Source organism: Pseudoalteromonas sp. TAB23, from assembly GCF_000498075.1.
Classification (GTDB): Bacteria; Pseudomonadota; Gammaproteobacteria; order Enterobacterales; family Alteromonadaceae; genus Pseudoalteromonas; species Pseudoalteromonas arctica.
Genome location: NZ_AUTP01000211.1, coordinates 1 through 19864, shown reverse-complemented (window position 1 = coordinate 19864; position 19864 = coordinate 1). Strand labels below are relative to the sequence as shown.

At 39.6% G+C, this 19864-nt stretch carries 17 protein-coding genes and 1 pseudogene; 7 read left to right on the top strand and 11 right to left on the bottom strand.

Annotation, left to right across the window (positions count from 1 at the left end; all coding sequences use genetic code 11):
- Window positions 1–147: 147 nt before the first annotated feature.
- The 3 genes from cysK to L654_RS0111240 all read left to right on the top strand — a co-directional run bounded on the left by cysK (window position 148) and on the right by L654_RS0111240 (window position 3034).
- Entirely contained in the window at window positions 148–1116 is a 969-nt protein-coding gene (gene cysK / locus L654_RS0111255) for a cysteine synthase A (protein WP_024608071.1), read from the top strand.
- A 142-nt stretch (window positions 1117–1258) separates the two neighbouring features.
- Window positions 1259–1693 carry a hypothetical protein gene (locus L654_RS0111250; RefSeq protein WP_024608070.1) on the top strand — a complete coding sequence of 145 codons (435 nt, stop codon included), beginning with the start codon at window positions 1259–1261 and terminating at the stop codon, window positions 1691–1693.
- A gap of 100 nt (window positions 1694–1793) precedes the next feature.
- Window positions 1794–3034 (top strand): IS3 family transposase gene (locus tag L654_RS0111240; RefSeq protein ID WP_225305749.1). Its coding sequence is split into 2 segments (ribosomal slippage): window positions 1794–2157 and window positions 2157–3034, totalling 1242 coding nucleotides; the frame shifts between segments, so codons are not numbered across the junction.
- Window positions 3035–3081: 47 nt separating this feature from the next.
- Here L654_RS0111240 and L654_RS0111235 read toward each other — a convergent pair.
- Window positions 3082–5358, bottom strand: a complete 2277-nt coding sequence (locus L654_RS0111235) for an acyl-CoA dehydrogenase (protein WP_024608067.1) — start codon at window positions 5356–5358, stop codon at window positions 3082–3084.
- A 167-nt stretch (window positions 5359–5525) separates the two neighbouring features.
- Here L654_RS0111235 and L654_RS01000000125955 point away from each other — a divergent pair.
- Window positions 5526–7378: pseudogene (locus L654_RS01000000125955) on the top strand (M2 family metallopeptidase).
- Between the two features lie 66 nt (window positions 7379–7444).
- Here L654_RS01000000125955 and L654_RS0111225 read toward each other — a convergent pair.
- The 8 genes from L654_RS0111225 to L654_RS0111185 form a co-directional block, all read right to left on the bottom strand.
- Entirely contained in the window at window positions 7445–8248 is an 804-nt protein-coding gene (locus L654_RS0111225; RefSeq protein ID WP_024608066.1) for a putative porin, read from the bottom strand.
- A gap of 663 nt (window positions 8249–8911) precedes the next feature.
- Complete coding sequence (locus L654_RS0111215) at window positions 8912–9706, bottom strand: putative porin (RefSeq protein ID WP_002962833.1); 795 nt, start codon at window positions 9704–9706, stop codon at window positions 8912–8914.
- Between the two features lie 201 nt (window positions 9707–9907).
- Window positions 9908–10282, bottom strand: coding sequence for a PH domain-containing protein (locus tag L654_RS0111210; protein ID WP_007377979.1), 375 nt, complete (start codon window positions 10280–10282; stop codon window positions 9908–9910).
- Complete coding sequence (locus L654_RS0111205) at window positions 10282–11190, bottom strand: ABC transporter ATP-binding protein (protein WP_007377980.1); 909 nt, start codon at window positions 11188–11190, stop codon at window positions 10282–10284. Before L654_RS0111205 ends, L654_RS0111210 begins: the two co-directional genes overlap by 1 nt.
- Entirely contained in the window at window positions 11187–12014 is an 828-nt protein-coding gene (locus L654_RS0111200; RefSeq protein WP_024599820.1) for an ABC transporter permease subunit, read from the bottom strand. The genes L654_RS0111205 and L654_RS0111200 overlap by 4 nt, the downstream gene beginning before the upstream one ends.
- Window positions 12015–12157: 143 nt before the next feature.
- Window positions 12158–13339 (bottom strand): cystathionine beta-lyase, encoded by a 1182-nt coding sequence (locus tag L654_RS0111195; protein ID WP_024608065.1) that lies wholly within the window; start codon window positions 13337–13339, stop codon window positions 12158–12160.
- Between the two features lie 9 nt (window positions 13340–13348).
- Window positions 13349–14269, bottom strand: coding sequence for an NAD(+) diphosphatase (gene nudC, locus L654_RS0111190; protein WP_024608064.1), 921 nt, complete (start codon window positions 14267–14269; stop codon window positions 13349–13351).
- Window positions 14270–14443: 174 nt separating this feature from the next.
- Window positions 14444–14947: an NYN domain-containing protein gene (locus tag L654_RS0111185; RefSeq protein ID WP_024608063.1), complete on the bottom strand. Its 504-nt coding sequence runs from the start codon at window positions 14945–14947 to the stop codon at window positions 14444–14446.
- A gap of 150 nt (window positions 14948–15097) precedes the next feature.
- On the opposite strand from L654_RS0111185, the gene L654_RS0111180 reads away from it, so the two are divergent.
- Window positions 15098–15721, top strand: a complete 624-nt coding sequence (locus L654_RS0111180; protein ID WP_024608062.1) for a hypothetical protein — start codon at window positions 15098–15100, stop codon at window positions 15719–15721.
- Window positions 15721–16464, top strand: a complete 744-nt coding sequence (locus L654_RS0111175; RefSeq protein ID WP_024608061.1) for a DUF3307 domain-containing protein — start codon at window positions 15721–15723, stop codon at window positions 16462–16464. The genes L654_RS0111180 and L654_RS0111175 overlap by 1 nt, the downstream gene beginning before the upstream one ends.
- Before the next feature lie 115 nt (window positions 16465–16579).
- Here L654_RS0111175 and L654_RS0111170 read toward each other — a convergent pair whose 3' ends face one another.
- A complete protein-coding gene (locus tag L654_RS0111170; protein ID WP_024608060.1) occupies window positions 16580–17974 on the bottom strand; it encodes a DEAD/DEAH box helicase in 1395 nt (464 codons plus the stop codon).
- A 200-nt stretch (window positions 17975–18174) separates the two neighbouring features.
- On the bottom strand, window positions 18175–19014 hold the full coding sequence (locus L654_RS0111165; RefSeq protein WP_024608059.1) for a 2OG-Fe(II) oxygenase family protein: 840 nt from the start codon (window positions 19012–19014) through the stop codon (window positions 18175–18177).
- Between the two features lie 528 nt (window positions 19015–19542).
- Here L654_RS0111165 and L654_RS0111160 point away from each other — a divergent pair.
- Window positions 19543–19864 (top strand): alpha/beta hydrolase (locus L654_RS0111160; protein ID WP_024608058.1); only part of this gene is annotated, 322 nt, incomplete at its 3' end.

Here is a 19864-nt window from a genome sequence, read left to right as displayed (position 1 = left end):
TTTTTATTTCGACTGGTTATAAGCCCAATAAATATATGTTATAGCCAAACTTTACTTTAGTTTTTTTAAACTCACAGTAAAGTGTGTATGTATAGTTAGTAGCAAAGGCTATTAGCACGTCGATCAGATTGTATCCAAAGGAACATTATGTCTACTATTTTTGAAGATAACTCACTAACTATTGGTAATACGCCGCTAGTAAAACTTAACCGTGTTACGGGTGGGAATGTATACGCTAAAGTTGAATCTCGTAATCCAAGCTTTAGTATCAAATGCCGTATTGGTGCATCAATGATTTGGGAAGCTGAAAAGTCAGGTCAGCTTGTTGAAGGTAAAGAACTTATAGAGCCAACATCAGGTAACACTGGTATTGCACTTGCATTTGTTGCAGCTGCACGTGGTTACAAGTTAACGCTTACTATGCCAAACACCATGAGCCTAGAACGTCGCAAGCTATTAAAAGCATTAGGTGCAAATCTAGTACTTACCGACGGTGCTAAAGGTATGAATGGCGCAATTGAAAAAGCAAAAGAAATTCAAGCAACAGCACCTGATAAGTATATTTTATTACAACAATTCGAAAACCCTGCAAATCCTAAAATTCACTTTGAAACAACAGGCCCAGAAATTTACGATGCACTTGACGGCAAAGTAGACTTTTTTGTAGCCGGCGTAGGTACTGGTGGTACTATTACAGGTGTTAGCCGTTACCTTAAAACAGAAAAAGGTCTAAACGTTAAATCTATTGCTGTTGAACCAACTAACTCTCCAGTCATTAGCCAAACGCTTGCCGGTGAAGAAATTAAACCAGGTCCTCATAAAATCCAAGGCATTGGTGCAGGCTTTATCCCTGGCAACTTAGATATGGACTTAATTGATGGTGCCGAGCTTGTATCTAACGAAGACGCAATTGCAATGGCGCATCAGTTAATGAAAAAAGAAGGTATTTTAGTAGGTATTTCGTCAGGTGCCGCGGTTGTTGCAGCTAAGCGAATTGCTGAGAAACCTGAAAACGCAGATAAAAATATTGTTGTTATCCTACCGAGTGCAACTGAGCGTTACTTATCAAGCCCAATGTTTGATGAAGAGTTTAGTGAACAAGAGCTAGTACAATAAGTAATTTTAAGATTTTTAAAAGGGTGCTTTAGGCATCCTTTTTTATTATTTATTATCCAATTTTCTATTTATTGCCCCCCATACCTTTACATCTTCCTAGATAAACCACACACTTTAAAAAAACTAATTAATAATAACTAATATGAAAAAAATCACGAGTTTATTAAGTTTGGTTATCTGTTTATTTTTATCAGCCTGTGGTGACGATATCAAAACACTTGCCGACACTCCTGGCGATACAGCAACCGCTTATTTTGATGCGCTTTATAACCAGCAAGACCTTCAAAAAGCCAGCACCATGGCAACACCCAATCTTACACGTATAATGAAATCCTACGGCACCGCTAAACAGTTTTCCCGTAACTTAGTAAACATGCAATACGATGAAGTAACCATTGAAGTTGATATGACCAATATGAGCATCCGTGAGCAATACGGTGATAACGCCAAAATAAACCTTATTTTTACCGGCTACTTAAATGGTGATAAAATTGACGAAATGCGCAGTGTGAAAATGCTTCGTAAAAAAGGCAAATGGTACATAGATAAAATAGTTGCCGACCCTTACGCTCGTTAAAATAAATGAATTAAACATAAAAAGGCCTTACATTTGTAAGGCCTTTTTCGTTTTAGTTAGTGTCTCGTCCTGAAATGTGTTTACACATTTAGGATTTATTATGACCAAGTCAAATAATACACCGATCAAACGAACACAACGAGATTATTCATTAGGCTTTAAATTACAAGTTGTCGACGCTGTAGAAAAAGGCGATATGACTTATAAACAAGCCCAAAAAATTTATGGCATACAAGGTCGTTCTACCGTGCTTACTTGGTTAAGAAAACACGGTAAGATGGATTGGACTCAATCACCTAAGATAACTATGCCTACATCACCTAAAGCCAAAGAAAGTACCGCTCAAAAAATCAAACGCCTCGAGCGAGAGCTTGAAGATGAGCACTTACGTAACCTGTTACTCAATGAAGTGGTTAATATTCTTGACGCTGAACATGGAACAAGCCTTCGAAAAAAGTATATTGCCAAGGAGCAAGAAGCCTTCAAAAGCAAAAAATAGTTAGCTTAGAACGTGCTTGCATGCTGCTTGGTATAACGAGACAAGCGATATATCAACGAGAGAGCAGAGCTAAACTGCGTGCTCTTGAACTAGCACCAGTTAAAGCGATGGTATTGGAAATACGACGTTTTATGCCGCGCTTAGGTGGAAGAAAGCTGTATTTTTTACTTAAACCAAAATTCATAGAGCGAGGCATAAGTTTAGGTCGAGACGCTTTTTTTAGTTATTTGAAAAATGAACGTTTATTGGTTAAACCTAAGCGTAGTTACACTAAAACTACTTTTAGTAAACATTGGATGAAAAAGCATCCTAACTTGCTAAAAGATGTGCAACCATCGCGGCCAGAAGAGGTTTTTGTAAGCGATATAACCTATGTTCAATCAGAGCAAGGTGTTCACTATCTATCGCTAGTAACTGATGCGTATAGTCGCAAAATTATGGGTTATGAACTCAGTGATGAAATGAAGGCGACAGATGTTGTTAAGGCATTAGATATGACAATCAATAATCGTCAGTATCAATGTAGTACGATTCATCATTCAGATAGAGGGTTGCAGTATTGCTCGCAGGTATATCAAGTAAAGCTTAATGAAAATGGCATTATTCCATCAATGACCGATGGCTATGACTGCTATCAAAATGCACTGGCGGAGCGTATTAACGGCATATTGAAGCAGGAGTTCTTACTCTATAAATGCCAAAATCTAAAAGAGCTACGTGAACTCGTCGAAGAATCAATATTAATATACAATGAAATGAGGCCGCATTTGAGTTTAGGAATGAAAACACCAAACCAAGTGCACAAAAAAAGCCAGGAGCAAAAGCTACTGGCCTTCAATTAAAACCGTCAACGTATTTTAGGACGGGACATAGTATTTAAAGTACTGCGCTACAGCTCACCTGGTTGAAAGTTATCAACTGCGATGGCTTTCTTTCGTAACTTATTAGCGTGATGCATTGCATCAGCATCCGTTTGCTCTAATAACTTATTCTCAAGTGCATAATTTATAGCGCCTTCAATATCAAGCGTTGCAGGCACACTGCCCTTACGCTGCCATTGTTTTAGATCTTTAAACTGCGCTTGCATATCATGCATAGCTAAAAATGCGCTTTCCATTACCCCTGTACCTGCATTTTCATCTACATAACATAAATGCGTTAAACGGTTTCTAAATACTCCAGGTTGAGTCATACGCTCGCAAATACTTTGTGCTATTTCGTCACTTGGTCTGTGGTAATGATTTCCAAGCGGGAACACGATACGTTTAAGGGTAAAATTAACAACCGGATTTGAAAAGTTTTTAAAGAAGCCATTAAACGCTTGGCCAATTTCAAATAATGAGTTCTCAATTGCATATTTTACAAATGGTAAATCAGCTTGTTGGCGCCCTTCGTCTTCATAACGTTTTAAAACAGTTGATGCTAAGTACAAATGACTTAATACATCACCCAAACGTGCCGATATCATTTCTTTTCGTTTAAGCTCACCGCCAAGCATTAACATAGCCACGTCTGTGCAAATAGCTAAGCCTCGGCTCATTCTGCTCAGTTGCTTATAATAAACAGCCGTTTCACCACCTACAGGCGCTTTAGCAAAGTAGCTACGTGTTAAGCCATGCACAAATGCCATGCCTGCATTACTTGCTGCAAATATAATATGGTTCATTAATAAACCATCAAATTGTTCAAGTGCTGCGTCGTCATCTTCCATTGCAGCGGCTTCCATTTCTTTTAAAACAAATGGATGACAGCGTGTTGCACCTTGGCCAAATATCATTAAGTTACGCGTTAAAATATTCGCGCCTTCAACCGTAATTGATACAGGAATACCCATATAGCCATGCGCCAAATAGTTATTAGGCCCTACTTGAATGCCTTTACCTGAATGAATATCCATTGCATCATTCATTACCGTACGACCCATTTCAGTCATATGGTATTTAGCAATCGCTGTTACAACCGACGGGCTTAATTTTAAATCAATCGCACCTGCGGTCATTAATCTGCATGACTCAAGTGTGTAAGTTAAACCACCAATACGCGCAAGTGCCTCTTGCACGCCTTCAAATTGACCTATAGATACACCAAACTGCTGGCGTACCATGGCATATGCCGATGTCATTTTTGAAGCTAAATGCCCAGTTGCTGCACTCAATGCTGGTAGTGATATACCACGCCCTGCACTTAAACACTCAACAAGCATTCTCCAGCCACGCCCTGCACACTCTTGACCACCAATGATCCAGTCCAGTGGTATAAATACATCTTTACCGTAAGTGGTACCATTCATGAAGGCCATATTAAGCGGATAATGACGCTCACCCGTTTCAACACCCGGATGATCGGTTGGTATTAGAGCACATGTAATGCCTAGCTCTTTCTTATCACCTAATAAAGCGTCAGGGTCATACATTTTAAATGCTAAGCCGAGTACAGTAGCCACGGGTGCAAGTGTAATGTAGCGCTTTGACCAATTTAAACGCAAGCCCATTACTTGCTCGCCATTATGCTCACCCATACACACCACGCCTAAATCAGGAATGCTGCCAGCATCAGAGCCCGCCTCTGGTCCCGTTAATGCAAAACAAGGAACATCTGTACCATTAGCTAAACTTGGCAGCCAACGATCTTGCTGCTCTTTAGTACCATAGTGAAGAAGTAACTCGCCCGGACCTAAGCTATTAGGCACCATGACAGTGACTGCGGCTGTTAAGCTTTTAGTCGAAATTTTTGACACTATCGTTGAATTAGCAATTGCCGAGAACTCACGACCGCCAAATTTTTCAGGAATGATCAGCGCAAAAAAACCTTCTGTTTTTAGGTAATCCCACACTTCTTTTGGTAAGTCTTTGTCTTTTTGTACAATTTGATAATCATCAAGCATCGCCAATAAGGTTTCTACTTGGTTAGCCATAAATGCGTTTTCTTTATCGCTAAGCTCTGGTTTAGGAAAGCGGTGCAGTTTTTGCCAGTCTGGGTTACCACTAAATAACTCACCATCCCACCAAACATCACCTGCTTCCATCGCCTCTCGCTCTGTTTGCGATAATGGCGGAAGCACCTTTTTGAACATTTTAAACGTAGGACGACTAATCAAGTTTAGGCGAATATCTTTAACCGCAAAAATAACCACCACCACGACCAACAATATTATAAATATTAACATGCGCACATTCCTTACACATTGAATGAAAATAGTAACTTAATTATGACCCATCTTAATTTAAATACAATCATTGCACGACGAGTCGTGAGCCTTAACGCATTCATTTTATTGTTTTAAACATCACTGCTATTATCAACGTTTTAATAACAATAAATTAAAGGAATAGCATGACCCCCTTTCGATTTAAACTAAGTATGAGCGCCTTAATGGTAGCAAGTACTCTTGCTTTAACGGCCTGCGATGCGCAAGTAACGATAGACACTACCGATTCAGCACACACTAAAAAAGCTGTAACAGCTAAAGACGCAAATACATTTATAACAAACACAGAAAAAGAACTAAGTGCACTTTATTTAGAATCGAGCCGTGCAGAATGGATTTACGCAAACTTTATTACTCATGATACGTCGGCTCTATCGGCTGAAGTTAACCGTAAAATGACCGAAACAGTCGTGCGTTTAGCAAATGAAGCTGCAAAATACGACGAACTAGAGCTTGATTACGATGCTCGCCGTAAGCTTGATAAACTAAAACTAGCACTTACACTTCCTGCCCCACAAGACGCTGATAAAACAGCGCAACTTTCACAAATTGTCGCAGAGCTTGGCGGGCTATACGGTAAAGGTAAATACTGTAAAGAAGACGGCAGCTGTTTAAGCCTTGGCGACATGACTTCAAAAATGGCCACCAGNCCAGCCGAGATTACAACGAACTACTTGATTTATGGCAAGGCTGGCGTCAAATATCAAAACCAATGCGCTCACTTTACGAGCAACAAGTAGTACTGACCAACGAAGGTGCAAAGGAGCTTGGTTATGCCGATACGGGCGCTATGTGGCGCAGTAAATACGATATGCCTGCTGATGACTTCACCACCGAGCTTGACCGTATTTGGGGCCAAGTTAAACCACTGTATAACTCGCTACACTGCCATGTTCGCGCAAAGTTAGGTGAAAAGTACGGCACCGACAAAGTACCTCAAGATCAGCCAATACCAGCGCACTTACTTGGTAATATGTGGGCGCAAGCATGGGGTAATATTTACGATGTAGTTGCACCAGAAAACGCCGATCCGGGTTACGACGTAACCGAGTTATTAGCTCAAAATAATTACGACGAACTTAAAATGGTAAAAGGTGCTGAAAACTTTTTTACCTCAATGGGTTTTGACGCACTACCAGAGACATTTTACGAGCGTTCACTGTTTGTAAAACCAAAAGACAGAGATGTGCAGTGTCATGCATCAGCATGGAATATCGATAGCAAAGACGATTTACGCATTAAAATGTGTATTCAGCGCACAGGCGAAGAGTTTTCAGTTATTCACCATGAATTAGGTCATAACTTTTATCAACGCGCATACAACAAGCAGCCTTTATTTTATCAAGAAAGTGCAAACGATGGTTTTCATGAAGCCATTGGTGACACCATTGCCTTATCGGTTACACCGGGTTACTTAAAAGAAATCGGCTTACTTGAACAAGTACCTGATGAATCTAAAGATATTGGTTTATTAATGAAAATGGCACTTGATAAAGTCGCCTTTGTGCCGTTTAGCTTAATGGTTGATCAGTGGCGCTGGCAGGTATTTTCAGGGGAAGTAGCACCAGAAAATTACAATAAAGCATGGTGGGAACTACGTGAAAAATACCAAGGAGTGCAAGCTCCTATCGCACGTAGCGAAAATGATTTTGATCCGGGTGCTAAGTACCACGTCCCGGGTAACACGCCTTATACACGTTACTTTTTAGCGCATATTTTGCAATTTGAGTTTCATCGCAGCTTATGTGAAATTGCCGGTAACGATAAAGCCATTCATCGCTGCTCTATTTATAACTCAAAAGAAGCAGGGGATAAGCTAAACGCTATGCTTGAAATGGGTTCGTCTCGCCCTTGGCAAGAGGCGCTTGAAACTGTAACAGGTAAGCCGCAAATGGATGCAACAGCAATGCTCGATTACTTTGCACCATTACAAACATATTTAGATAAACAAAACGAAGGCCGCAACTGCGGCTGGTAAATAGCGCTGAACAAAAAGCCCGCTCAAATGAGCGGGCTTTTTATTCATATTCTAATTTTAGTTAAATTAGAACTGTAAGCTTACATTTGCAAAGTAAGCATCATAATCAGAATCATCCCAGTTATTGCCGTAACCTGCTTCTAAACCAACATTGTTGTTGAAAAAGTGTTGAGCACCAAGAGTGTAATCATCATTTTTATTAACTGTAACAAAAACCGATGTTGCTTTGCTGAAATAGTAGTTAGATGCTAATTCCCAGTTACTTGAACCGCCATCAACATCTTCAAATTTACCTTCAACAGTCAAGTAGTTACCTTGCTGTAAATCAACAAAGTACTTAGCTGCTACTGCACGGTAATCAAACTCATCATCTGCTGTTACTGTAAAGCCAATATAATCAGTGCTGTTTAACTGGTGGTTATATGCCAAATCAAACACAAACTGATTGTCAGCATCTTCTACATCAACAAACGTAGCTTTTAATACAAGGTTTGGATTAAAGAAGTAACCCGCTGAAAGTTCAATTACATCCGTGCTTGAGCCAAAATCACTATCGAAATTATTGTACTGTGCACCTAATACAAAATCTTCTACAAAATACTCACCGCCAACGCTAGTAACATCTCCAAGATCATTATCACTGTATGCACCATAAACATTTGTTTGCTTATTGATGTATTCAAATTGATCATAAGGACCTAAAGTCGCTTTTGGAGAAAAATAATATGTTGAGTCAACACTTACTGTGTCATCACCATCTACGTCCACATATCCTACATGGCTGATTGATTGGTAAGTATCTGCGGCTATTGCAGTGGTTGCAGCACTTGATAATAAAATGCTCGAAATGATAACGGCTAATTTTTTCATTTTAAATTCCCTATAAATATTACTTTTTATGCCTCAGCTGTCTAGCCAAAGTCGGGGCGCATCCTAACGCCAAAAAAATGAACAAAAACTGAATAAAAGGTCAGATTAAACCCAGTGTAATTGTAATAATTTATAAGTAAATGTAAATGCAAAGTATCCATTAAATCTACAAGACAATTTCATGTCATCATTTAAATTTAAAAAGTAACAAATACGGTACAAACTGTCGCTAAATTGAACACAACTTAATTATTCGATAAACCTCATCAATATAATTTCCTCTCACTAAATTTTTTTAATTTCTCAAAAAATTACTCTATTTAATTCATTATTTCTGTATTTATAATGAAAAATAGGTTTGTATCCGTGCATATTTTTATCTGTTTTTTTCCAATAACCATTGTTTACTAGCAAAAACAACTCCAATACTTACTATTTTATAGCTATTATCATCAACTGCACTTAATGACTTTAATAACAATTTAGCCATTCATGGCACTCTATTTATAACTTAAAGGAGTTATTTAGATGAGCATAATAAAGGCCGTAATTATGACTGGTAAAAGTTTATAGTTAAAAGCTCAAACATTTAAAACGACAAAGCCCGCTAAATTTAGCGGGCTTTTTAATATTACTTTTGTATTAACTAAGTACGGGACTTAATTAAAACTGAAAACGCATGTTAGCAAAGTACGCATCGTTATCAGAATCATCAGCGTTGTTTTCGTAACCCACCTTTACACCAATATTTTTATTGATGAAGTGTTGAGCACCAAAGCTGTAAGTGTCTTGCTTGTTGTAGTTAGCAAATACAGATGTTGCCTTTGAAAAGTAGTAGTTAGTTTCTGCTACCCATTGGTTTTCTGCATCATCAATGCTTTCGTATTTACCTTCAAAAGTAAGGTAGTTACCTTGCTGTAAATCAATAAAGTATTTAGCAGCTACTGCACGGTAATCAAAATCGTCGTCTGATGTAAGTGTAACACCTACGTAATCTGTGCTGTTTAGCATGTAGTTGTAAGCTAAATCAAATAATGCGTAATCATCGCCGTCTTTGTTTTCAACTAGTGTTACTTTTGCAAGTAAATCAGGGTTGAAAAAGTAACCACCCGTCAGTTTATAAAGCTCACTGTTAGAACCTGAATCTGGGTCGAGGTTTTCGTAAGATGCGCCAACAACAAATTCATTAATGAAGTATTCACCACCAACTGATGTTAAATCGCCAAAGTCGTCATCAGCGTAGCCACCATATACGTTAGTTTGTTTATTGATGTATTCAAACTGATCGTACGGACCTAAAGTTTTTTTAGGAGATAAGTAGTAAATAGAATCTACAGCAACGGTGTCGTTGTTATCGCTATTTTTATAGCTTAGGTTACTAATTGAATTGTAGCTGTCTGCAGCAGCCGCAGTGCTAGATAATAAAATGCTCGAAATAATAACTGCTAATTTTTTCATTGTAAGACTTCCCTATGTACATTGCTTTTTATGCTCTAGCTGTATTGCTAAAGTCGAGGCACATGCTAACGTTAGGAAACTGAATGAAAACTTAACTAACCAGTTGTATTTATTAAGTTAATTGTAAGGAAGTGTTGTAAACTGTAAAATTAAAGTAGTTGCAACATCTAGTCAACAACTACTTAAAACATGTACCGCAGCTTAAAGCGCGTGTTGGCTAATAATACGATAAACATCGTTAATATTATCGCCAGACTTAAACTCTTTACTAATTGGTGTTGGATCTGAGCCAACCCATATTTTTAGCTCGGCATCTAAGTCAAAATGGCCTGCACTTTCTTTACTAAACTTGGTAATTTTAGAGTAAGCAATACTCACCATTTCCATTTTAGAGCCGGTCATACCTTGCTTATCAATTAAGATTAAGCGCTTATTAGTAAAAATAAACATATCACGTACTACTTTATATGCTTTTTCTACTTGCTCGCCGTCAATTAATGTATTGGCGAGGATTTTCTCTAAATCAGAATCGTCAACTTCACTTGCATTACCCATAAGTCCGCTAAGTAAACCCATTATACTTTCTCCTGTTTAAATATTTGATTCTCTAATGTGTGACCATTAACTAACTGCCTGTACTGCCAGTGTTGCTGATGACAAAAATTCAGTAGTGCAATATCAAGTGGATCGCTCGTTGGCTGATACTCAACTACATATTCTTTATGTTGGCTCATATACACCCGGCTCACCCCTGCAATTGCTTGAAGCTGTTGCTCAACATTTTGATAAGCTTCGCTTAGCATTAATGTATAAAAGTGTTTATCGGTATTATTTGTTTTTGTTTGATGCTCGCTTAGTACGCCTTTATCTAAATGAAGTACCTGTGAGCATAGTCGCTCAAGCTCAGTTAAATCGTGAGAGCTTAAAATAAATGTAGCCTGCTCACTTAATTCAGATACTAGCTCACGTACTTCTCTGGCATGAATCGGATCAAGCCCTGCGGTTGCTTCATCAAGCATTACAATTTGTGGCGCGCCAATAAGTGCTTGCGCTATCGTAACGCGCTTGCGCATACCGTGCGACAAATCCCCCGCACGCTGCTTTGCAATTTCTTTTAAGCCAACCAAATCAAGTACACGTAGCGCCTCAGTTTGGCTTTGCTTAGCACCCATACCTTGCAGTTTTGCATAAAAGGCGAGTTGCTTGTCTATATTAAAACGAGGGTCAAGTTGCGCGTCTTGCGGTAATGCACTTACTTTATTAAATAAAGCAGCGCTCCCTGGCTTATGCCCTAATATTTCAAGGCTGCCTTTACTTGGCGCTATATAGCCGCACAACAAACTAAATAAGGTGGTTTTACCCGCACCATTTGGCCCAACAAGCGCCACTGGCGCACCTTTATTAATCTCAAAGTCCACATTATTAAGCGCAAGTTTTGCACCATACGATTTACTCAAACCGCTGGCTGTAATTAATGGTCTCATAGTGAGCTCCTTGCAAAAATACGTTGAGCAACGCTTAGTAACACCGCTGTTTGCACAAGGGGAATAGCCACAGCGCTTAATAATGGTAAATTTTGCCCCGCTAATAACTCTATTTGCACACCCGGAAATAAATAATCAAGCAAGCCTAATGCGGGTATTTGCCATTGCAATATACCAACTACAATACCGCCTGCTGCAAAATATAAAATTGCCAATACAATAGATAAACGCGATGAGCGAGCAAAGGTATTTATTAACGTCATAAGTGCTACAAATGGACACAGAGTAATCACTAATATTAAAAATATAGAAAGCGCACGGGCAAAACCACCAGCCAGTAAACTTGGATCTCTAAACCCTAGTACAGCAAGCGTAGCCACAAGAGTAATGCCCACTAAGCAGGCTAATACCGCTAATTGTCCTAAAAAACGACCAAACAGTATTTCAAAGCGAGTGGAGCGCAGTGATAAAAACCTTAGTGTGCCGCGCTCTCTATCGCCTACCGTTTGGTCGCTACAAATAAATAAACCAAAAACGGGAAAGCTATACAGGGCTATTAACCAGTACATAGCAAATTCGGCCTCAGGCCAATCCAATAATTTACTTAAACCAATAGAACCGGATATATCACGGGCTATTTGCTCAAAATCGGGCGCACTTACAATGCCTACTGCCTGCCCTATTGGGTAGCGCAGTATTATTAGCCACACCAATGCAAAGGCAGCTAATGCAATAAGTCCACGTTTAGTTAAAAACATACGTACAAGCTCAAATCCCGCTATTTGCGTTAATCGCCCTACGTTTATCGGTAATGGTGTTGCCATTGACTATCCTTAATGACTTTTTATTTTCTGTGTATTTATCCACACTAAGTGTAAACACCTTGAATTACCAGCAAAAAAAAGCCCACCTATGGTGAGCTTTGTAACAATACATTTAAATGTAACAGCATAAATTGCGATATAAATTATAAATGCTGCTTATAAACCTCAAGTGCTTGGCTTAAATCGCTAATTAAATCTTCAACATCTTCAAGGCCAATATGCAGGCGAATAACCGGGCCTAAATCCCAACCTGTATTTGAACGCAGCCCTTTCATAGTTAAATTAGCTGTTACTAAACTTTCAAAACCGCCCCACGAAAAGCCCATTTTAATATGCTCAAGGCTATCTAAAAATGCATCAATCGCTTTTTGATTACCGGTTTTCATCACAAATGAAAACAACCCATTACTGCCATCAAAGTCACGTTTAAAAAACTCATGCCCTGGGCAGGTTTCAAATGCAGGGTGGCGAATATGATCAACAAGCTCATGTTGTTCAAGCCATTTAGCTACTTCTATTGCTGCTTTTTCATGTTGATTTAAACGCACACCCATTGTACGAAGGCCTCTAAGCGCTAAATACGCATCATCGGCACTGGTACATTGCCCTAGTAAGTACGAGTTTTCGCGCAAGGTTGGCCAGTACTTTTTATTAGCAACAGCCACCCCCATCATCACGTCTGAATGGCCGACAATATACTTCGTTGCAGCCTGAATACTAATATCAACACCGTGCTCTAGCGGACGATAATGCAAACCGTTGCCGTAGGTATTATCAAGTATGGTCATTACGCTATGCTCATTGGCTACTTTTACCATAGCGGGCACATCTTGCACTTCCATCGTAATAGAACCTGGAGATTCTAAAAACAACACTTTAGTATTTGGCTGAATGTAATCTTTAATACCTGCGCCAATGGTTGGCGGGTAATAGGTTGTTGTAATGCCCAGCCCCACTAAAATTTTATCGCAAAAATCGCGAGTTGGTTCGTACACGTTATCAACCATTAAAATATGATCACCGGTTTTTAAAAACGATAAAAATACTTGGCTGATCGCCGCAGCGCCACAAGGGTACAATGCACACCCTTCGCCGCCTTCAAGTTCTGTAATCGCTTCTTGTAGCGCAAAGTGTGTTGTTGTTCCTCGGCGCCCATAAAATAACGTTTTATCGCCACGGGTTTTAGCTGCTTCTTTTAAATCGGCTACAGTATCAAATACAATGGTAGATGCACGCTGTACAACGGGATTTACTACGCCATGTGTATAGGCTTTTTTTCGCCCTGATGATACCAGCTGAGTGTTTTTATTACTTTTACTCGACATTGTTAATCCTTAAGGGTTTGTGCGCCAATGCTCAATTAAATAACGAGAGATAGAATCGGTTCTAGGCAGCTTTAAATGCTCGCCTTCTTCGTGCCAATTACCAAATTGCTCTAAGTCTTCACGACTAAACCATTTTGCATCGTCTAGCTCTTCTTTATCTACGTTAATTTCCTCAGATGTCGCCTCTGCAAAAAAACCAAGCATAATTGACGATGGGAACGGCCATGGCTGAGATGCAACATAACGTACGTTATCAACCTCTATGCCTGCCTCTTCTTTAACTTCACGCGCAACAGCTTGTTCCAGTGTCTCCCCTGGGTCTACAAATCCAGCAAGCGACGAATACATACCAATAGGCCACGCAGCTTGACGACCTAATAAACAGCGTTCTACTCCGTCAGCAAAGACTTTAGTAACGACCATAATTACCGCAGGATCGGTACGCGGGAATGTAGGATGCTTACAGTTTTCTTTTTCACATACACGAGAATGCCCTGCTTCCACTGAACGGTTTTTACTACCGCAGCGCCCACAAAAACGGTGCGTGGCATGCCAATAACATAAACCTCTCGCAAGGGCGGCTATTGAGGCATATTTAATGGTTACTTGAGGCCCATATTGGCGAATATCAAAAAATTGAGCGCCCTCTATTAAAGGCGTAAGTACGCTTTCATCCAGATCAGATGCATCCAATGCAAACACACCATGTTTAGCATTATTTAAACCAACAAAAATAGCACTCGTTAAATCTAAATGCGCCACTTGTTGATACGTTAAATAGCTTACTTTAGGGGTATCTTTAATAAATAGGGTTTGATTATTTTTAACTAAAACCCATTTACTTTGCGCCGACATTTGCGCTTTAAGCCACGATGGGTCTTTACGAAAATTTGAGCCTCTATCTAGTGGCATGTTGCTGTAATGAAGCATGTAAGTCCTTGGTAACTCGTTATGCTTTAAAATTACCATAATCATTTAGCAAACCCAATTGATTAAAGTAATAAAAAAAGCCTATATAAGGCTTAATTCATCTATTACGGCTTTGTATTAAAATCTCTCATGTTGCAGGCACTTAGCTTGCACCTTTTTAACTATTTTTTGCTGTTAAAGGAGCAAGGTATTATCAATTAAATGAAATTGCTCAGCGCTTTGTTTTAATACCTCTGCAGTTAACCGGTCAGCACCGTAAACATCGCACGGTACATTATATTGATTTTTTAAATGCCCAAGTAACAAAGCAAAGTCACCATCGCCAGAGAGCAAAATAACCTTATCAAGGTTTTTACCCTCCTCTAACATGTCTATTGTTATACCTACATCCCAGTCACCTTTTGCACTGCCATCACGGCGTTGAATAAATGGCTTTAGCTTTACGTCAAAACCAATCGCACGCAAAATATTTTGAAACTGATTTTGCTTTTCATCTCCTCGATAAATAGCATACGCAAAAGCACATTCAATATTGTATTGCGCCTGCATTACCCGCCAAAACGCATTGTAGTCAAAGTTTTTTCCGTAACTCTCGCGGCACGTGTAATAAATATTTTGCACATCAACAAAAATACCTACGCGTGGTTTCGTGCTTTGCTGCTCGTTTTGTAAAGTCATTTAGTGTCCTAGTGAGGATTAATAGCAATAAAAGTAACGTTATAAAATAAGTGTACCTTGCAATTTATATTTAAGTAACCTAAATTAGTTACATACCCTTATGTAACCAATATTGGTTACATATTAAAAAGTAACCATTTTGAGATTTTTATGATTGGTGTGATCAGCGGCGATATTATTAAATCGCAAACAATCCCTAAGCAGCAATACGATGCCATGCTTTATCAACTAGGGCAAAGTTTGCGAAACATTTCGGGGGAGCAAACACTTTGGAATATATACCGAGGCGATGCCTTTCAGTTACAAGTTAATAATCCTGAGCTCCTTTTTAAAAATGCCATACTTGTATATTTACACCTTAAATCGTCAGGTTATGAGCTACGGCAAAGCTTGGCACTTGGGCAAATAGATAACCCACGCAGCGATATAAAAACAGCAACCGGTTCTGCTTTTACCCTTTCGGGGCAAGGCCTTGATAAAATAGGTAATCAACGCTTTGTTTTTAGTATTAACGAGCAGCAGCTTGATGAAAGCTTAAATCTTAATTTAGCCTTTGCCGACGTATTACTCACTAAAATCACGCAAAAACAAGCAAATGCCCTGTATGTCTATTTAACATCACCAGACAACAGCCACGCGGCACTGGCTAAAGAGCTTAAAACAAGTCGCGAAAATGTAACGAAACTACTAAATTTAGCGCACTACCAACTTATAGAGCGCTTTATTAAGCACACACAACACGTTATAAAAAATATAATTAAAGGAGGTGAATAATGACGTTTTCACTTTTACTGGTCGCGCTTATTATTGGCCACTTACTCGCTGATTTTTACTGGCAACCTATGAGTTGGGTAAACGACAGAAACACCCGTCACTTTAAAGCCAGTAAGCTTTATTTTCATGTACTAGTGCATGGTGTAACGAGTGCACTCATTATTACCGTGTGGGAATACACATTCGGGTGGCAGCAACTAAGCAGTGTTTTAATTGCCACCGCGAGCATTATGTTGAGCCATTACTTTATTGATATAGCTAAATCGTATTCTAATAAAGGCGTGGTCCCTTTTTTACTAGATCAAATAGCGCACATACTCGTTATTATTGCGCTCAGTATTTGGCTAACTGATAACAGTAGTTTTATGGCAGCAATTAATAATATGCTCACTGATCCCAAAATACTGTGGGTGGTATGCGGTTATTTAATTATTTTGAGTCCTAGCGCCGTATTTATAAGAATGATGTTAGAGCGTTTAACAAGTAACTTTTCAAGTACTGGTAGCTTACCGCTTGCAGGGCAAAGCATTGGTATGCTTGAGCGCGTACTTATGCTGAGCTTTATATTGCTTGACCAATTTGCAGGCCTTGGTTTTTTACTTGCGGCAAAGTCGGTATTTAGGTTTGGTGATTTAAGTGCAAGCAAAGATAAAAAACTTACCGAGTACGTTATGCTCGGCACACTACTTAGCGTAAGTGTGACTTTATTTGTAGGTTTGGGTATTAACTATTTAATCAGCTAATGACAAATTACAGGCAATAAAAAACGCGCTGCTTCTATTTATTCAAAAGAAGAGAGCGCGTTTTTTGTATCAGCCTTTAACCAAGTTCTAAATTAATTAAACGCCAATATGATCATTAATCGTTATTTGTGCGACGACGGCGTTGGCCACTACCGCCAACAGATTCACGCTTTGCCCATGGGTTTTGCGCGCTGTCATCTGTTTTAGCAGCTGGCTTTTTAGAACCACCACGGCGTGGGCCGGTACCATTACCACCATTATTTGGCTTTTTACTGTTAGGCTTGCTGCTATCAGATTTAGGCTTATTAAAAGGCTGCTTTTTCTTAGGCTTTTTAGCCGGCAGTGGGCGAGCATCTAATGCGCGTTCAGCTACTGGGTTAATAGGCTCAAAACCGTCTTCTTCAGCACGTGGGATAAGCTCACCAATAAAGCGTTCAATACCGTATAAATCAACAGCATCTTCTGTTGTTACAAACGAAATCGCATGACCCGACGCACCGGCACGGCCTGTACGGCCAATACGGTGAACGTAATCTTCATATACATTTGGTAAGTCGTAGTTAACAACATGCGGTAATTCAACAATGTCTAAACCACGTGCAACAATGTCTGTTGCTACTAGTACGCGTACTTCACCACTTTTAAAACCATCAAGTGCTTTAACACGTGCGCCTTGTGATTTATTACCATGGATAGCCGCGCCTACAATGTCATCGCGCTCTAGTTGTTTAACTAAGCGGTTAGCACCGTGCTTTGTGCGGCTAAACACTAATACTTGTTGCCAATCGTTAGTGCGAATCAAGTGGCTTAGCAATGCTGTTTTACGTGTTTTATCTACCGCATAAACACACTGAGTAACACTTTTTGCAGTAGTATTTTTTGCAGCAACTGAAATTTCAACAGGGTCATTAATTAACCCTTTTGCTAATGCACGAATTTCGTCAGAAAATGTAGCCGAAAACATCAAGTTTTGACGTTTAGCAGGCATTTTAGCAATTAAGCGTTTAATATCATGAATAAAGCCCATGTCTAACATGCGGTCAGCTTCATCGAGTACAAGCACTTCAACGCTATCAAATTTAACTGCATTTTGATTATGTAAGTCGATTAAACGACCCGGCGTTGCGACTAAAATATCAACACCTTTACGAAGACGCTGCATTTGTGGGTTAATTTTAACGCCACCGTAAACTACAAACGAGCTCACATCCGAATGCTTAGCGTACTCTTCAACGTTTTCGCTTACTTGCAAAGCAAGCTCACGTGTAGGCGTTAAAATAAGTGCACGTACGTGGTTACTTTTAGCTTTAGGGCCTGACGACAAACGCTCAATAAGTGGTAATGTAAAACCCGCTGTTTTACCTGTACCTGTTTGCGCTGCTGCCATAACATCACGGCGTTCAATAATTGCAGGAATTGCTTGAGCCTGAATCGGCGTTGGCGTTTCATAGCCCTTTTCTAAAACCGCATTAACCAAAGACTGTGATAAACCTAAACCTTCAAAACTCATATAAACTCTCTTTTAAATTAGGCTACGTTAGCCAGTTGCGCGCATTATACCTGTAGTAGCTAAGAATGCATGCCATTATTTACGTTGCAGGCAATTGATCATAGTTTAATAAAATTAAACCTGTGCTCAAGTTGCTTAAAAATGCAAAAAACGGCCATAAGCCGTTTTATATTTATACTTAATTACTCTAAGTATAAGAGTTACTTAACACCTAACTCACGCAGGCGTTCTTGCAAGTAGCTATCTGCCGTGTAGCGCTCTGAAAGCACAACATCTGGATGCGGGTGTAAAAATAACGGTAGTGAAATACGCGATTTAGTAGATGCTTTACCCGTTGGGTTAATTACACGGTGAATTGTCGATGGGAAATACCCGCCCGACGCTTCTTGTAACATGTCGCCGATATTAATAATTAAGCTGCCAAAATCACATGGCACGTCTAACCAACCGCCATCTGTTTTTTGAACTTGTAAACCAGGCTCATTAGAAGCTGGTAATACAGTCAATAAGTTAATATCGCCATGGGCTGCTGCGCGAATAGCACCTGGCTCTTCATCACCCGTCATAGGCGGATAATGTAGGATACGTAACAATGTTTGCTCAGAGCCTGCAATCATGTCTTTTAAATCAATCGAAAACTTAGCACGTACATCAGCCGGAGATTCAGCCTGAACCCAGCTTAACAATGTGCCAGCAAATTCACTTGCTAAACGATAGTATTCACGTACATCAGCTTCAAGCTGGGCAGGAACGCGACCTTTAGGGTACACATGGAAGTACTCTTTAATGTCTTTTATTGTAAAGCCTTTCGCTACTTCAGATACTGAAGGCGGAAAGTAACCGTCTTGAGTTTCTTTAGAGAATAAAAAGTCGTGCTTTTGCTCTGAGTTAAAAAAGTCTTGCCAATTTTTGTAAATAGACTCAACTAAAGACTGTGGGATTGGGTGGTTTTTTAAAACGCCAAATCCAGTATTTCTTAACGATTCAACAAATTGTGCAGCCGCATCGGGAGCTTTATAATCAACAGTAGGTAATTGCATTGTACGTTCCAGTGAATAGGTTGTGTGAAGTGAGTTGCTTTTAATAGTGCTAAATTACTTATATAAAGTAGCAAAGCCTTCATTATAGCGCTATGCGAGGATAGACAAATGACCTCAAAAACATAAGGACATATGTCCGCAAAGCATAGTCACTGCCACTTTGCTTGATCAAGATCAACTTATAAAAAAACGTTGAATTTGCAAGGTTTAGTGCTTATATATGGTCTACTAGGGCGTGCTGACCTTTGGTGGGTGAATTTGTAGCAGACTGTTTGGTATTTAAGCAAGGCAGAGCCTGTGATGTGTGGTTGTTCCCCATAAATAGGCGATAACGCAGCATAAATGCCAAACATGCGCTACCCTTTGGGTTCTTTCTAGGGACGATTAACTCTTTGTTGCTCGGTTTTTACTTAGTCCACTAGGTTACAAACCTCGCGCCGCGATTAAATCGCCCCTAGATTGAACAAATTTCAATCCACAACGGTCAACACGCCCTAATATATTTTATTTGTGTAAATAAGGCTCCCCATGCGACAAAAAGTATCTTTTAAAAGCGGCGATTTAGAACTTGCCGGCCAACTTGAACTTCCCTCTGGTGACGTTAAGTTTTACGCGCTATTTGCACACTGCTTTACCTGCGGTAAAGACATTGCAGCAGCCACTCGTATTAGCCGAGCTTTAACACAACAAGGCATTGCCGTACTACGTTTCGACTTTACCGGTTTAGGTAATAGCGATGGCGACTTTGCTAACAGTAACTTTTCATCAAACATTCAAGATTTAGTATCTGCGGCAAATCATTTACGTGAGCATTTTGCGGCGCCGCAACTACTCATTGGCCACAGTTTAG

Excerpts from the sequence above, each read along its gene's own strand:
- cysK (WP_024608071.1), top strand. The coding sequence starts at position 148 with ATGTCTACTATTTTTGAAGATAACTCACTAACTATTGGTAATACGCCG.
- L654_RS0111250 (WP_024608070.1), top strand. The coding sequence starts at position 1,259 with ATGAAAAAAATCACGAGTTTATTAAGTTTGGTTATCTGTTTATTTTTA.
- L654_RS0111235 (WP_024608067.1), bottom strand. The coding sequence starts at position 5,358 with ATGTTAATATTTATAATATTGTTGGTCGTGGTGGTGGTTATTTTTGCG.
- L654_RS0111225 (WP_024608066.1), bottom strand. The coding sequence starts at position 8,248 with ATGAAAAAATTAGCCGTTATCATTTCGAGCATTTTATTATCAAGTGCT.
- L654_RS0111215 (WP_002962833.1), bottom strand. The coding sequence starts at position 9,706 with ATGAAAAAATTAGCAGTTATTATTTCGAGCATTTTATTATCTAGCACT.
- L654_RS0111210 (WP_007377979.1), bottom strand. The coding sequence starts at position 10,282 with ATGGGTTTACTTAGCGGACTTATGGGTAATGCAAGTGAAGTTGACGAT.
- L654_RS0111205 (WP_007377980.1), bottom strand. The coding sequence starts at position 11,190 with ATGAGACCATTAATTACAGCCAGCGGTTTGAGTAAATCGTATGGTGCA.
- L654_RS0111200 (WP_024599820.1), bottom strand. The coding sequence starts at position 12,014 with ATGGCAACACCATTACCGATAAACGTAGGGCGATTAACGCAAATAGCG.
- L654_RS0111195 (WP_024608065.1), bottom strand. The coding sequence starts at position 13,339 with ATGTCGAGTAAAAGTAATAAAAACACTCAGCTGGTATCATCAGGGCGA.
- nudC (WP_024608064.1), bottom strand. The coding sequence starts at position 14,269 with ATGCTTCATTACAGCAACATGCCACTAGATAGAGGCTCAAATTTTCGT.
- L654_RS0111185 (WP_024608063.1), bottom strand. The coding sequence starts at position 14,947 with ATGACTTTACAAAACGAGCAGCAAAGCACGAAACCACGCGTAGGTATT.
- L654_RS0111180 (WP_024608062.1), top strand. The coding sequence starts at position 15,098 with ATGATTGGTGTGATCAGCGGCGATATTATTAAATCGCAAACAATCCCT.
- L654_RS0111175 (WP_024608061.1), top strand. The coding sequence starts at position 15,721 with ATGACGTTTTCACTTTTACTGGTCGCGCTTATTATTGGCCACTTACTC.
- L654_RS0111170 (WP_024608060.1), bottom strand. The coding sequence starts at position 17,974 with ATGAGTTTTGAAGGTTTAGGTTTATCACAGTCTTTGGTTAATGCGGTT.
- L654_RS0111165 (WP_024608059.1), bottom strand. The coding sequence starts at position 19,014 with ATGCAATTACCTACTGTTGATTATAAAGCTCCCGATGCGGCTGCACAA.